This window comes from Candidatus Palauibacter sp. (assembly GCF_965216145.1).
Taxonomy (GTDB): domain Bacteria; phylum Gemmatimonadota; class Gemmatimonadetes; order Palauibacterales; family Palauibacteraceae; genus Palauibacter.
On the sequence record NZ_OZ244149.1, the window covers coordinates 3,206,100 to 3,218,810 of the forward strand.

13 protein-coding genes are annotated in these 12,711 nt (G+C 70.2%); 12 read left to right on the forward strand and 1 reads right to left on the reverse strand.

Translation table 11 applies throughout. The features are described from left to right. Position 1 precedes the first annotated feature (1 nt). A complete protein-coding gene (locus ACOOHF_RS13655) occupies positions 2-469 on the reverse strand; it encodes a hypothetical protein (protein ID WP_420462118.1) in 468 nt (155 codons plus the stop codon). 127 nt (positions 470-596) lie between these two features. Here ACOOHF_RS13655 and murA point away from each other — a divergent pair, with 127 nt between their 5' ends. The 12 genes from murA to ACOOHF_RS13715 all read left to right on the forward strand — a co-directional run bounded on the left by murA (position 597) and on the right by ACOOHF_RS13715 (position 12,704). Continuing rightward, positions 597-1,886 carry a UDP-N-acetylglucosamine 1-carboxyvinyltransferase gene (murA, locus tag ACOOHF_RS13660; RefSeq protein ID WP_419935381.1) on the forward strand — a complete coding sequence of 430 codons (1,290 nt, stop codon included), beginning with the start codon at positions 597-599 and terminating at the stop codon, positions 1,884-1,886. Then, positions 1,883-2,698: a polyphenol oxidase family protein gene (locus ACOOHF_RS13665; RefSeq protein WP_419935382.1), complete on the forward strand. Its 816-nt coding sequence runs from the start codon at positions 1,883-1,885 to the stop codon at positions 2,696-2,698. The genes murA and ACOOHF_RS13665 overlap by 4 nt, the downstream gene beginning before the upstream one ends. A 199-nt stretch (positions 2,699-2,897) precedes the next feature. Continuing rightward, a complete protein-coding gene (gene rimP / locus ACOOHF_RS13670; RefSeq protein WP_419935383.1) occupies positions 2,898-3,398 on the forward strand; it encodes a ribosome maturation factor RimP in 501 nt (166 codons plus the stop codon). Further along, positions 3,395-4,813 carry a transcription termination factor NusA gene (gene nusA / locus ACOOHF_RS13675; protein WP_419935384.1) on the forward strand — a complete coding sequence of 473 codons (1,419 nt, stop codon included), beginning with the start codon at positions 3,395-3,397 and terminating at the stop codon, positions 4,811-4,813. The genes rimP and nusA overlap by 4 nt, the downstream gene beginning before the upstream one ends. A gap of 16 nt (positions 4,814-4,829) precedes the next feature. Further along, positions 4,830-5,189, forward strand: coding sequence for a L7Ae/L30e/S12e/Gadd45 family ribosomal protein (locus ACOOHF_RS13680; protein WP_419935385.1), 360 nt, complete (start codon positions 4,830-4,832; stop codon positions 5,187-5,189). Further along, positions 5,186-7,882 (forward strand): translation initiation factor IF-2, encoded by a 2,697-nt coding sequence (gene infB, locus ACOOHF_RS13685; protein WP_420462119.1) that lies wholly within the window; start codon positions 5,186-5,188, stop codon positions 7,880-7,882. Before ACOOHF_RS13680 ends, infB begins: the two co-directional genes overlap by 4 nt. Positions 7,883-7,898: 16 nt before the next feature. Continuing rightward, positions 7,899-8,183, forward strand: a complete 285-nt coding sequence (locus tag ACOOHF_RS13690; RefSeq protein ID WP_419935387.1) for a DUF503 domain-containing protein — start codon at positions 7,899-7,901, stop codon at positions 8,181-8,183. 28 nt (positions 8,184-8,211) lie between these two features. After that, a complete protein-coding gene (rbfA, locus tag ACOOHF_RS13695) occupies positions 8,212-8,568 on the forward strand; it encodes a 30S ribosome-binding factor RbfA (protein WP_419935388.1) in 357 nt (118 codons plus the stop codon). Continuing rightward, positions 8,558-9,472 (forward strand): tRNA pseudouridine(55) synthase TruB, encoded by a 915-nt coding sequence (truB, locus tag ACOOHF_RS13700; protein WP_419935389.1) that lies wholly within the window; start codon positions 8,558-8,560, stop codon positions 9,470-9,472. The genes rbfA and truB overlap by 11 nt, the downstream gene beginning before the upstream one ends. Beyond that, on the forward strand, positions 9,469-10,392 hold the full coding sequence (locus ACOOHF_RS13705) for a bifunctional riboflavin kinase/FAD synthetase (RefSeq protein ID WP_419935390.1): 924 nt from the start codon (positions 9,469-9,471) through the stop codon (positions 10,390-10,392). The genes truB and ACOOHF_RS13705 overlap by 4 nt, the downstream gene beginning before the upstream one ends. A 42-nt stretch (positions 10,393-10,434) precedes the next feature. Further along, positions 10,435-11,553, forward strand: coding sequence for a 6-bladed beta-propeller (locus ACOOHF_RS13710; protein WP_420462120.1), 1,119 nt, complete (start codon positions 10,435-10,437; stop codon positions 11,551-11,553). Positions 11,554-11,603: 50 nt separating this feature from the next. Further along, complete coding sequence (locus ACOOHF_RS13715; RefSeq protein ID WP_420462121.1) at positions 11,604-12,704, forward strand: ATP-binding cassette domain-containing protein; 1,101 nt, start codon at positions 11,604-11,606, stop codon at positions 12,702-12,704. Positions 12,705-12,711 lie beyond the last annotated feature (7 nt).

Below are 12,711 nucleotides of genomic sequence, written 5' to 3' on the forward strand. Positions count from 1 at the left end.
CTCAGCCTGGTGGGCGGTCCCCGATGGCGTGCGCCCCCGGCTTTTCGCCTGATACCTTGCGGCTTCCGCGCCGCAGCCCGCGCAGCAGCGAGGCCGTGGAGACGAAGGTCGCCTCCGCCTCCTCCTGGATGACCGCCACGAGCGCCGCGACCTCGACCACGCGTTCCTCGACCAGTTCCACCATGCGTCCGGTCGACTCGGTCGCGTTGCTGATGGCGTCGCTTACGTCGTCCACATCTCGTTTCAGGCGCGCCGCGATCAGTCGGGCCTGGTCGCTGGCCTGTTCGGCGTTGCGCAGCACCGGCCGGAGCCGCTCGTTGAGGTCGGTGACCGCGCCGGATACGCGTGCAAGCGGCTCGCGCACGTCGCGCAGCATCCGGATTCCGTACACCAGGATGATGAGGATCACCATGGCGAGGATGACCCATACCGCCATGCCGACAACGACCGCGATCTCGAAGGTGGACACCGCCACTCCTTATGGGGGAAGTTGGAGGGGAGTATAGGCCCGGCCCCCGAGGGGCTCAACATCGCTTGCCCCCCTCCGCCCGCCGGCTACTTTCCGCGCGGTCGAGGGACGGGTGGGAGGAGACGCGATGCACTTTCGGATCGAGGGCGGACACGCGCTGAGCGGCGTGTTCACGCCGGCCGGGAACAAGAACGCCGCCCTTCCGGTCCTTGCCGGAGTCCTCCTGACGCGTGAACCCGTCCGGCTGGAGAACGTTCCTCGCATCCAGGACGTGGAGACGCTGCTGGGCCTGCTCGAGGATCTCGGGGTGCGCGGCACCTGGGCCGGCCCGGGCGTCCTCGAGTTGAGCGCCGCGGACATCGCTCCGGGAGCCGCGCTCGACCCGGAAGTCGTCGGACGCATCCGGGCCTCGGTGCTTCTGGCCGGCCCGATGCTGGCCCGCATCGGCACGTTTCAGCTCGTCCAGCCGGGCGGCGATTTCATCGGCCGACGGCGCCTCGACACGCACATGCTCGCACTCCAGGCGCTGGGCGCGACGGTGGACGTCGGAGACCACTATCTGCTGCGGGCCCGTCGACTCCACGGCGCTTCGATCTTTCTGGACGAACCCTCGGTCACGGGGACGGAAAACGCCGTGCTTGCGGCGGTGACGGCGGAGGGGACGACGGAACTTCGCAACGCGGCGAGCGAGCCGCACGTCCAGGAACTGTGCCGTTTTCTCGTCACGCTCGGCGCCAGGATCGAAGGAATCGGGACCCCGCGACTGCTCATCGAGGGGGTGGACGCCCTCGGAGGCGGGACCTTTCGGCTCGGGTCCGACCACATCGAGGTCGGGAGCGTGATCGGTCTCGCCGCGGCGACCGGTTCGAACCTTCGTATCGCGGACGTGGACCGAGCCCATTTCGACCCGCTGCGGGTCGGATTCCAGCGTCTCGGGGTGGAGTTTGGCTGGCGCGACGACCACCTGCTCGTGCACGGGGCCGGGGAAATCGAGATCCGGCCCGACCTCGGCGGCCAGATTCCCAAGCTCGACGACGGACCCTGGCCGGCCTTTCCCGCCGACCTGGTCAGCATCGCCCTCGTGACCGCGACCCAATGCCGCGGCACCGTGCTCATCCACGAGAAGATGTTCGAGTCCCGGATGTTCTTCGTGGACAAGGTGATCGCGATGGGGGCCCGAATCGTCCTCTGCGACCCGCACCGCGCGGTCGTGGTCGGGCCGTCCCCCCTGCGGGGAGCGAGGCTGGAGAGTCCCGACATTCGCGCCGGGATGGCGCTGCTCATCGCGGCCCTCGCGGCGGAAGGCACGAGCGAGGTGCACAACATCGGCCAGATCGAGCGCGGATACGAGCGCATCCACGAACGACTGGGCGCGCTGGGGGCCCGGATCGAACGCATCGCGCCGGACGGCCCGTGACGCCCGGGCGGGTCGCGGCGGCGGGCGCCCCGGAGGAAATCATCGGCGCTCGGGCGCTCGATGGGCTCGAAGTCGAGGAAGTCTCGCGTGAGGGGGTCCTCAGGCTGACGCCGTGGGAGGCACTGGATACGAACATCGTGTGTGGCATCACGACGGCCGCCCGGGGAGATTTCGGGGTTGCGGCCTCGTCACCGGCACGGGTGGCGGAGGCCTACGGGACGCTGGCCCGCGGGCTCGGCTTCGGCCGCGTATCGGTGCCGACGCAGGTCCACGGCACCGCGATCCACGAGGTGCCGCGCCGTCCGGGCGTGGAGGGTGGGGTCCCCGTCGTCGAACGGGCGGGGCGCGTCGATGGCCAGGTCACGGGCGCCCGGGAGTGCCTGCTCGCCGCCACCGCGGCCGATTGCGTGCCCATCGCGCTCTGGAGTCGGGCGACGGGACGGATCGGCCTCGTCCACGCCGGGTGGAGAGGGGCCGCGGCGGGGATCCTTGTGCGCGCCCTCGCCGGTCTGTGGCGGACCGGCGGAGGTGCGCCCGGGGAGCTTCGCGTGCACTTCGGCCCGGCCATCTGCGGCGGCTGTTACGAGGTCGACAGGCCGGTGCTCGCGGCCTTCGGTTTCCCGGGAGGGCGCGGCCGCCTCGATCTGAGGGGCCTGCTGGCAGGGCAGGCCCTCGCGGCGGGAGTGGACCGCGCCTCGATCTCGAGTTCACGGCATTGTTCCGCCTGCGGTACGATCCCCCTGCACTCCCACCGCGCGAGTGGCGGCAAGGCGGGCCGGATGGCCGCGTTTCTGGGGCGCCGAAGGGACTGATACAACCCCCGCCGGGCTTGGTTGCCGCCGGTTTGCGTCCGCCCTATCTTGACAGCCGCAGGTCCACATACCGTCCCGCGCGGGCCCGGCGGGCGATGGCGTTACTCGAAGTGGGGAAGCTGTACGGGCCCCACTTTTTTTTGCTGATAAACGGTTACCGGGCGCGGCCGCGAGCCGCCGGAGGTCGACCATTCTGGACGTGGCGCACATCGAGCGGGCCGTCGAGGCCCTGGGGTTCGAGGTCGTGCAGCTGGAGCGCGGAGGCGGCCGCCGCCGGCCGCTGCTCCGGCTCCGGATCGACCGCCCGGACGTTTCGGCCGGCCAATCGGGCGTCACGGTGGAGGATTGCGCGGCGGTCGCGAGGGAACTCCGCGCCCGTTCGGCGGAAGCGGACGGGGGAGAGGAGAATTGGGTGCTGGAAGTCTCCTCCCCGGGAGTCGACCGGCCGCTGGTGAAGGCGGCGGACTACGCGCGCTTCGCGGGGTCGCGGGTCCGCGTGAAGGGGTACGTGCCGCTGGCGGAACGCGGACGGCGGCTCGACGGGACGCTCCTCGGGCTGGCCGCCGGGCCCCCGGAGGCGTTTGCGCTGGAGGTCGATGGGGATCGCGTGGAGATCCCGCTGGAGGCCGTTGCCTCCGCGCGTCTTGCATACGACTGGGACGCGGTGGAAGGCGGCGAGGGAGATAGAGGGAAGAGATGAGCGATCAGATCCCGGTCGTTGAGGCGTTCCGCATGATGGCGGCCAACAAGTCGCTGACGGAACTGGAGTTGCAGGGACTCATCCGCGAGGGGATCCATGCCGCGCTGGCTCGTCGGTTCGGAGGTCCGGTCGAAGCGGAGATCGACGTCACGGGCGAAGGAGAAATCTCGATCGTCGTGCTGAAGGAGGTCGTGGAGGACGTCGAGGACCCCGCGCGCGAGGTCACCCTGGAGCAGGCGCGTTGGGACGATCCCGACTTCGAGGTCGGCGACCTCATGGAGATCCCGGTCGATTTCAGGGAATTCGGGCGCAGCGCCGTGATGGCAGCCAAGCAGCGGATCATCCAGCGGATTCGCGAAGGTGAGCGCGACCGGATTCGCATGGAATTCAACGATCGGGTCGGGGATCTCGTGTCGGGCGAAGTGCAGGCCAGCGAGCGGGGCAAGCTTGTCGTGATGCTGAATCGTTCCCGGGAAGCGGAGGCCATCATCCCGTGGCGAGAGCAGAATCCCCGGGAGCGTTTCCGCCAGGGCGAGCCGATCCGCGCCGTGTTGAAGCTGCTCGAGGAGACGTCTCGAGGTCCGCGGCTCATCCTGTCGCGTGCGGACCCGCAGTTCGTCGCGTCCCTGTTCGCGCTCGAAGTGCCGGAGATCTACCAGAATATCGTGGAGATCAAGGAAATTGTCCGGGAAGCCGGGGGGCGCACCAAGGTGGCCGTCGCGTCCCGCGACGAATCCGTCGATCCGGTGGGAGCGTGCGTCGGCCTCAAGGGCTCTCGCGTGCAGGCGGTCGTTTCCGAACTGAGTGGCGAACGCATCGACATCGTCCCCTGGCACCCCGATCCCGAGATCTTCGCTCGCCGGGCGCTGGCTCCGGCCCGGGTGGCCAAGGTGATCTCCGATCAGGAGCGCCACGTGATCACCGCGATCGTCGATGAGGACCAGCTGTCGCTCGCGATCGGACGCAACGGGCAGAACGTGCGCCTGGCGTCCCAGTTGATCGGGTGGCAGGTCGATCTCTACTCCAGCCGGGACTGGATGGAGCGGGGCGGCCGGAGCGGCCTGTTCGGGGGCAGCGAGGACTACGAGATCTCCGATTTCCCGCTCTCGGAACTGGAGGGAATCGCGCCCGCAACGCTGGCCGCGCTCGAGGCGGCGGGAATCGGCAGCTTCTATGGCCTGCTGGACATGGACCGGGCGGATTTTCTCCAGGTCCCCGGGATCGGAGGGGATGAGGCGGATACGCTCGAGGCGCTGATCGACGAGCTGACCGTCGTCGACGAGACGCCCGCGGCCGCGGCCGCGGGCGGGAAGGCGGCGGAAGAGGCGGCTGGCGAGACGGCCGACGTGGCCGGCAGCGAGATGGCCCCGGAGGCCCTGGACAGGGCGGCGGCTTCCGGGGAGGCGACCAGCTGAGGCGAGGCGGCCCGCGATGACGGTCGCGAACGGGAGGCTCGGTCTGCTCGGGATCGCGATGCGGGCGGGCCGCGTGGCGCTCGGCACCCGCGCGGTGGATGGCGCGGCGCGGAGAGGGCGGCTCGCGTTGCTCGTGGTGGCGTCGGACGCCTCACGACATGCGCTGGGCCGTTTGCCGCCCGAAGCGCGCGCGGCGTCGCGCGTCACGGTCGCAAGCCGGGAGGCGCTCGGACGGGCGCTCGGAAGGAACGATGTCGCCGTAGCGGGCGTCACGGATGTGGCGTTGGCCGCGCGGATTCTCGAAGCGGAGTGTGCTCCCGCGGGGGGCGATCACAGCTCCGGGTCGGCAGGAGACCCGGAAGAGCAGGTGCCTTGACAGAGAAACGTGTTTTCGAGGTCGCGGAGGAGTTGAGACTCGAGACGAGTCACCTCATCCAGCTGCTTCGCGAAATGGATGTGCCCGTGCGGAGCCACATGTCCACCGTGGATCCGACGAACGTGGCGCGCCTTCACGCTCGGCTGGAGCGCGAACGGCGCGGCGAAGCCATGGCGGGAACCGCGACCCGTGTGCGCCGCCGTCGGCGTCGTCGCCGCGCGACGCCCCCCTCGCTCACACCGTCGGACACGTCCGCGACCGAGGTCGCCGACGCGGTGGAGCCGTCCGCCGATCCTGCGGCCGATCCGGTTCCTGCCCCGGACACGACGGAGGTGGCGGTGGTCGAGCCGCCGGTCGAGGCCGTCGTGGAGGTCCCGGAGGCCGTCGATTCCGTGGTCGAGATCCGGGAGGCCGTCGAAGCCCCGGCCGTGGAGGAGATCCCGGAGCCGGAGCCCGAGGCGATCGTCGAGCCGGAGGAGGAGTCCGCGGACGAGGAGCCTACCGAGCCGGTCGAAGCGGAAGTCGACCAGGCCGATGTCGCCGGGGACGCGCCGGAACCCGCTGCGGAAGAGCCGACCGCACCGTCCCGCCGCGCGCGCCGACCCAAGCCGGTGCGACGCGACATGCCGGCGGACGCGCCGCCGGGCGCCGCGTCGGGGCCGACCGCCTCGGCCGGCGCGGGAGGCAAGGTGAGGATCTCGGCCGCGGGCTACACGGTCGACGGCCGTCGCAAGGCCAGGGGCGGGGAACGGAAGAAGCGCCGTCGGGTGGACCGGAACGCGGTTCAGCAGAACTTCAGAAAGACGCTCGCCGCGATGGGTCAGTCCCCGACGCGGAAGCGGCGCCGGGATACGCAGCAGCAGCAGCGCGAGGCCGAGAAGGAGCAGCGCGAAATCGAGCGGGAGGTGGAGAAGGCCACGGTACGGGTCAATGAATTCCTCACCGTGTCGGAACTCGCCGATCTCATCGAGGTCGCCCCGCAGGTGATCATCACATCTGCGTTCAAGAACCTCGGTCTGATGGTGACCATTAACCAGCGCCTCGACTTCGAGCAGATCGAGCTCATCTGCGAGGAAGCCGACTACAGCGCGATCCGGGAGGAGGCCTTCGAGGCGGACCTCGCCACCGTCGACGAGGACGACGCCGACGAGGAGGGCAAGCTCGCGCCGCGGCCCCCGATCGTGACCGTCATGGGTCATGTCGACCACGGAAAGACCTCGCTGCTGGACCGCATTCGCAGGACCAACGTGATCGCGGGCGAAGCGGGCGGGATCACGCAGCACATCGGCGCTTATCACGTGAAACTCCCGGAAGGACGCACGATCACGTTTCTCGACACGCCGGGTCACGAGGCCTTCACCGCCATGCGCGCGCGTGGCGCGGAGGTGACGGATGTCGTGATCCTGGTCGTCGCGGCCGACGACTCCGTGATGCCGCAGACGATCGAGGCGATCAGCCATGCCAGGAACGCGGGCGTACCGCTCGTCGTGGCGGTCAACAAGATCGATCTCCCGACCTCCGACGTGAACAAGGTGAAGCGGGAACTGCTCGCGCATGAAGTCGTGCTCGAGGAGTTCGGAGGCGACGTCCTGAGCGCGGATGTGTCCGCGAAGACGGGTGTTGGACTCGAAGACCTGATGGAGAAGGTTCTCCTCCAGGCCGAGTTGCTCGAGCTGGGGGCGAACCCGGATCGTGACGCCCGCAGCACCGTGGTCGAGGCCCAACTCGACAAGGGCATGGGGGCCGTGGCGACGGTCCTGATCCAGAGTGGCACGCTGCGGGTGGGTGCGGACTTCGTGTGCGGGCTGCACGCCGGACGGGTCCGGGCGCTGCTCGACGAGCGCGGCCGGAAGGTGAACCGCGCGGGGCCCGGCATCCCGGTGCGGGTGCTCGGACTCGAGGGCGTTCCGCAGGCCGGTGATTCCCTCGTCGTCCTTCCCGCGGCTCGCGTCCGCGAGATCGTGAGCCGACGCCAGCAGCTCGAGCGTGAAAAGGACATTCGCCGCAAGGCCACGGGGACGCGTCTCGAGGACGTGTTCGAGGCGGTCAAGGCCGGCGAACGCGCCCGGTTGAACATCGTCATCAAGGGCGACACCGACGGATCCGTGCAGGCGCTCTCCGACAGCCTCGAGCGCCTCTCGACGGACGAAGTCTCGGTCGAGGTCATCCACCGGGCGGTCGGCGGCATCAACGAGTCCGACATCCTGCTCGCCTCGACCTCGCAGGCGATCATCGTCGGCTTCCATGTACGTCCCGACGCGGGCGCCGCGGCCACGGCCGAGCGCGAATCGATCGAGATCCGGATCTACAACGTGATCTACGAGGCGGTCGAGGAGATCCGCCTCGCCCTCGAGGGTCTGCTGGTGCCCGAACAGCGGGAGATCACGGTGGGGATGGCCGAGATCCGGGAACTCTTCCGCGTCCCCAAGGCGGGGACGATCGCCGGCTGCTACGTCCAGTCCGGCGAGATTCGGCGCAACCTCCCCATCCGCCTGCTCCGCGACCAGATCCAGATCTACCAGGGGCGGATCGAGAGTCTGAGGCGGTTCAAGGAGGACGTGCGTCAGGTCAGGGGCGGGTACGAGTGCGGCATCTCCATCGAGAATTACAACGATATCAAGACCGACGATGTGATCGAGTGCTTCGAGGTCGTGGAAGTCGCCCGCACCCTCTCCGGAGCACCGGCCGGCTGACGCCGCGCGAGGTGTCGTGGCCGTCATCGGGGTGGGTCGCTGGGTCTTTCACCTTCCGGGCTGCCGGTCGCTCAAGATGAAGCGTTCGGTCATCCGTGGCCTTCGCGAGCGGGCGATCGGGAAGTTCCGGGTCTCGGCCGCGGAGACCGGCCTGCAGGACCGTGCGTCGATGGCCGAGATCACGGTCTCCGTCGTCTCCGGTGATCGCCGCCACGCCGAGTCCGTGCTGGGCGGCGTGGACCGCTTCCTGCGCTCGGACCCTCGGGCGCACGTCGTCGAGTCGGACAGGGAGTTCCTTTGATCCGGCGGCGTGAGGCGGGGGCGGGGAAGTGAGCCACCGCCACCGGGGCGAGCGCCTGGGCGAGCTGTTCCGGCGGGAGTTTTCGCGGCTGCTCATGGGTCCGCTGAAGGATCCCCGGCTGGATGGCGTGACGGTGACGGACGTACGGGCGACGAGGGACCTTTCCTTCGCCACGGTCTATGTGCGGTCCGATGGTGATGTGGCGGAGGGTATCGAGGGCCTGGAGCACGCGATCGGCTTCATTCGCCGCGAACTCGGGCGGTCACTCCGGCTCCGGAAGATTCCCGAATTCCGCTTCCTGCCGGACGAGACGCCGGAACACGCCAGCCGGATCGAAGCGCTCCTCCGCCAGGTGCGCGAGAGCGACGGGCCGAGTGAGGCCTGACGCGGGTCTGCTTCTGGTGGACAAGCCGGCCGGCGCCACGTCGCACGACATCATGCTTCGGCTGCGGCGCGCGCTCGGCGTCCGCCGGGTCGGCCACACCGGGACGCTCGATCCCTTTGCTACCGGGCTGCTCCTGGCGCTCGTGGGAGCGTTCACGCGGCTCGCGGACTTCTTTCACGCCCTCCCGAAGTCGTACGAGGCCACGCTGGAACTCGGACGGGAGACCGACACGGACGACCTCACGGGGGTGACCGTTTCGGAGAGCCGCGCCTGGCGGGACTTCGAGGGAGAGCGGGTCCGAGCCGCCTTCGCCGCCCGTGTGGGGAAGGGACGTCAGGTGCCGTCCGTGTATTCGGCGCGTCGCGTCGGCGGCGAGCGTGCCTACGATCTGGCCCGTCGCGGAGACCGGCCGGCCCTGGAGGCCCGCGAAGTGGTCTTCCACGAACTCACGGTCACGGAGGTCGACTTGCCGCGCGTCCGCTTCCGCGCCCAGGTGTCTACCGGCACCTACGTGCGTGCGCTGGCCCGCGACATAGGGCGGGACCTCGGCGCCGGCGCGCACCTGACCGCGTTGCGCCGCACCGGGATCGGTCCCTTCCCGCTGGCGGAGGCGGTAGGCCCCGAGGAAGCCGCGGACGCGGTGACCTCCGCGCTTCCGGCCTGGCGCCCGGGTCTCGGAGCCCTGCCCTGGTTCCCCCAACGCCGGTTGAGCGGCCGGGAAGAGGCCGAGGTGCGCAACGGACGGCCGGTGGGACGGGGCGATCTGCTCCCTCCGCTGTGGAGGGGCCTCACGTCCGCGGAGCCCGAGGCGGGCCCGGTGGCCCTAGTTGCCGGCGACGCTCTCGTGGCCATCGCGGAAGCGCGCGACGATCGGCTCCTCCCAAGGAAAGTGTTCCCGGCGTGAGCGGCGTGAGCGGGCTTCCGGCGCACGTGCACACCACCGTCGTCACCGTCGGGACCTTCGATGGCGTCCACCTCGGCCACCAGGCGATCCTCCGACAGGTGCGGAGCCGGGCGCAGGCGCGCGCGGGCTCGTCCGTGCTCCTTACGTTCGATCCGCATCCGCTGCGGGTCGTCCGCCCCGACGCGGCCCCGCAACTCCTCACGCTGCCGAACGAGAAGAAGGAGATCCTCGCCCAGTTCGACCTCGATTACGTCGCGTTCGTCACCTTCACGACCGAGTTCTCCCGGTATTCGCCGGAAAGGTTCGTGGAAGAGATCCTCGTGCGGCGGCTCCGCGCGTCGGAACTCGTCATCGGACACGACCACGGGTTCGGGCGCGGACGCGCCGGCGACGTGAACGTGCTCGAGCGGCTCGGGGCCGTGCACGGGTTCGATGTTGCCGTCGTGGGCGGTGTGCAGGTAGGCAGCGGGGCCGTCTCTTCCACCCGCATCCGGCGCGTGGTGGCCGAGGGCGACATGGAGGCCGCGGCCGCGGGACTGGGCCGTCCCTACTCGCTGCGTGGGACCGTGATCCACGGCCTGGGGCGCGGCCGGACGCTCGGCTTCCCGACCGCCAACCTCACGCCCCCGCCGCCGGACAAGCTGCTGCCCGCCGAGGGGATCTATGCGGTGCGCGCGAGTGTAGGCACCGAACTGAGGGAGGGGCTGCTGCACCTGGGCCCGCGTCCGACCTTCGCGGGTTCGCCCCCGACGATCGAACTGTTCCTGATCGACTTCGAGCGGGACATCTACGGCGAGCGGGTCGTCGTGGAGTTCCTCCACAGGCTGCGGGAGGTGCGACCGTTCGCGACGCAGGCTGGACTGATCGAGCAGATGCGACGAGATCTGGAGGCCGGGCGCGAGTTCTTCGCGCGACGTTGAGCGGCATGGATAACGGTGATGGGTAGTGATGGGTAATTGTCGATGAGATCTCATGAGATGCTCCTGGCCACGCTGGCTGGAGCGAGCCTGCTCGCAATGCCGGGGGTTCCGGCAACCGCTTCCGCCCAGGAGCTGATGTCCATTTCGACGGATCCTCCGGATTGTGCCGTCGGGTTGCGCGAGGTTCTTCGCCTCGGCGAACTGGAAGACACGGGAACGATCGGAGTGCGTCCGGAGATCACGCGCACCCGGGACGGAGAGTTCGTCGTCGCGAGTCCGGAGAACCGGGGGGAGCTGCTGGTCTACGATGCGGAGGGGCGCTTTCGCCGCACATTGGGGGCAGCGGGCGACGGCCCGGGAGAGTACCGGCTGCCGGGGCGCATCCGCCTCGGCCCCGATGGGAGCCTGCTGATTCTGGACATCCGCAACCGCCGCATCACGCGCGTGTCGGCTGGCGGCGAGGTGCTGCAGACCGTGGAAATACGCACGCTTCAGGTCCTGGACTTCGTCGCCCTCGATGGAGACGCCCGCTTCTTCGTGTCCGGCTTCGGGGTCGGCGACGGGGGGCTGAGCGTGGTGACGGAGGTGGTCGATGGCGAGGGGACGACGCTCGCGCGCCTCGGGTCCGTGTCCGCGGAGCCGTGGACCGCGAACTTCTTCCGCGGGCCGGTGGGTCTGGACGGCGGCGGCCGGTTGTGGTCGGCGCGGCCCGGAGGGTACGCGTTCGAGGCGTGGGAGGCGGACGGGGACCGCGAGCCGGTCCTTCGTCTTACAGGCGAGGCCGGCTGGTTCGATCCCGGCCCACCGCAGCCGGGCGCGCCGATCACGGCGCCGACCCCGTCGGTCGTGATGAGCCTCCGTTTCGCCCAGGGCCTGCTGTGGATCGCGACGTGGGTCGCGGACGAGAACTGGCAGGAGAACGCCGACCTGAATCCCGCCGAGCTCCGGCTCAACCGCGTGTTGGACACGGTGCTCGAGGTCGTCGACCCGGCGAGCGGAGAACTCGTCGCGCGGTCGCGGCACGAGGAAGCGCTGCGGATCACGGGCGACGAGGGACTCGTGTTCGGCGTTCGCGAGGACGACGTGGTGCCGCGCGCGGTGCTCTACGCGCCATCCCTCGAGGGCCCCGACTGCCGTTCGCCCGATCGCCCCGGCATGTGAGCGAGGCCGGGCAGGCAGCGGCCAGGCCGGTCTTCGCGGCGGAGGGGTTCGTGAAGCGTTTCGGAGAGACGGAGGTGCTCAAGGCGGCGTCCGTCCATGTCCGGCCGGGGCAGGTGACCGTGCTGCTGGGGCGCAACGGGTCGGGGAAGAGCACGCTCGTGCGCTGTGGCCTGGGGCTCGAGGCTGCGCAAAACGGGAGCGTGATCTGGCGGGGCGGCGCGACGCTCCGCCCCCGACTCGCCCGCATGGCGCGCGAAGGCCTCTTCTTCCTCCCCGACCGCGGCCTCGCGGTGCCGCGGCAGCGCGTGGAGACGCACCTCGAGACGTTGCGGGCGGCGTTCCCGCGGTCCGAACCGCCGCCGAATCAGGATCCGCTCGATGTGGCTCCCTTCGTGCGCTCCCGGATCTGGCAACTCTCGGGTGGAGAGCGCCGACGCGTGGAGTTCACCCTGGCCCTCCTTCGTGATCCCGTCTGCCTGATCGCCGACGAGCCTCTCGCGGGACTGTCGCCCGACCATCAGAGCCGAACCGCTCGAGCTCTCCGCGAGGCGGCGCGGCGGGGTGCGGCGGTGCTGGTGACGGGGCACGAGGTCGAGTTGCTGCTGGCCGTGGCCGATGAAGTCGTGTGGATCGTCGCCGGCGGGACGCGCGTCCTGGGGTCTCCGGAGCAGGCCTGGGAGCATCCCGAATTCGTCGGCCAATACCTCGGCCGTCGCCGACCTCGCGACTCCCCCCTGAGTGCCGCAGCCTCCGCTCCGGCCCCGGTCGCGGCGAGCCTCGCCCGCCACGCGCCGGTCGGCGTTCCGCAGCGCGGGGCGGCGTGGCTTCGGCGCGCCGTACGGGTCCCGCTGCCGGTCGCGGCGTCGGTGGCCGTGATCTGGGTCATGCTCCGGGTCGTGCTCGCGGCGTTGCGCGGCGCCGTCCCGTTGCCGGAAGAGGGCGGCGCGACCGGATCGGTGCTCGTGGGCGAAGTGTCGCTGCCCCTCGTCGCGGTCTGCGTCTTCCTGGCGTGGATCGACCAGCGCCGCCGGGGCGAGGCCTCCTGGCTCGCCAACCTGGGAATCGGACCGCGAGGGGCGCTTCTCCTCTGGGCGGGCACGTGCCTGAGCCTGGAGATCCTCGCGGTCGTGACTTCGGCGTGGCTTCGGTGAACAGGCC

Bases quoted from the DNA above. Each gene is read 5' to 3' on its own strand.
- murA (WP_419935381.1), top strand. From the start codon at position 597: ATGCACTTTCGGATCGAGGGCGGACACGCGCTGAGCGGCGTGTTCACG.
- nusA (WP_419935384.1), top strand. From the start codon at position 3,395: ATGAGCGATCAGATCCCGGTCGTTGAGGCGTTCCGCATGATGGCGGCC.
- ACOOHF_RS13680 (WP_419935385.1), top strand. From the start codon at position 4,830: ATGACGGTCGCGAACGGGAGGCTCGGTCTGCTCGGGATCGCGATGCGG.
- ACOOHF_RS13710 (WP_420462120.1), top strand. From the start codon at position 10,435: ATGAGATCTCATGAGATGCTCCTGGCCACGCTGGCTGGAGCGAGCCTG.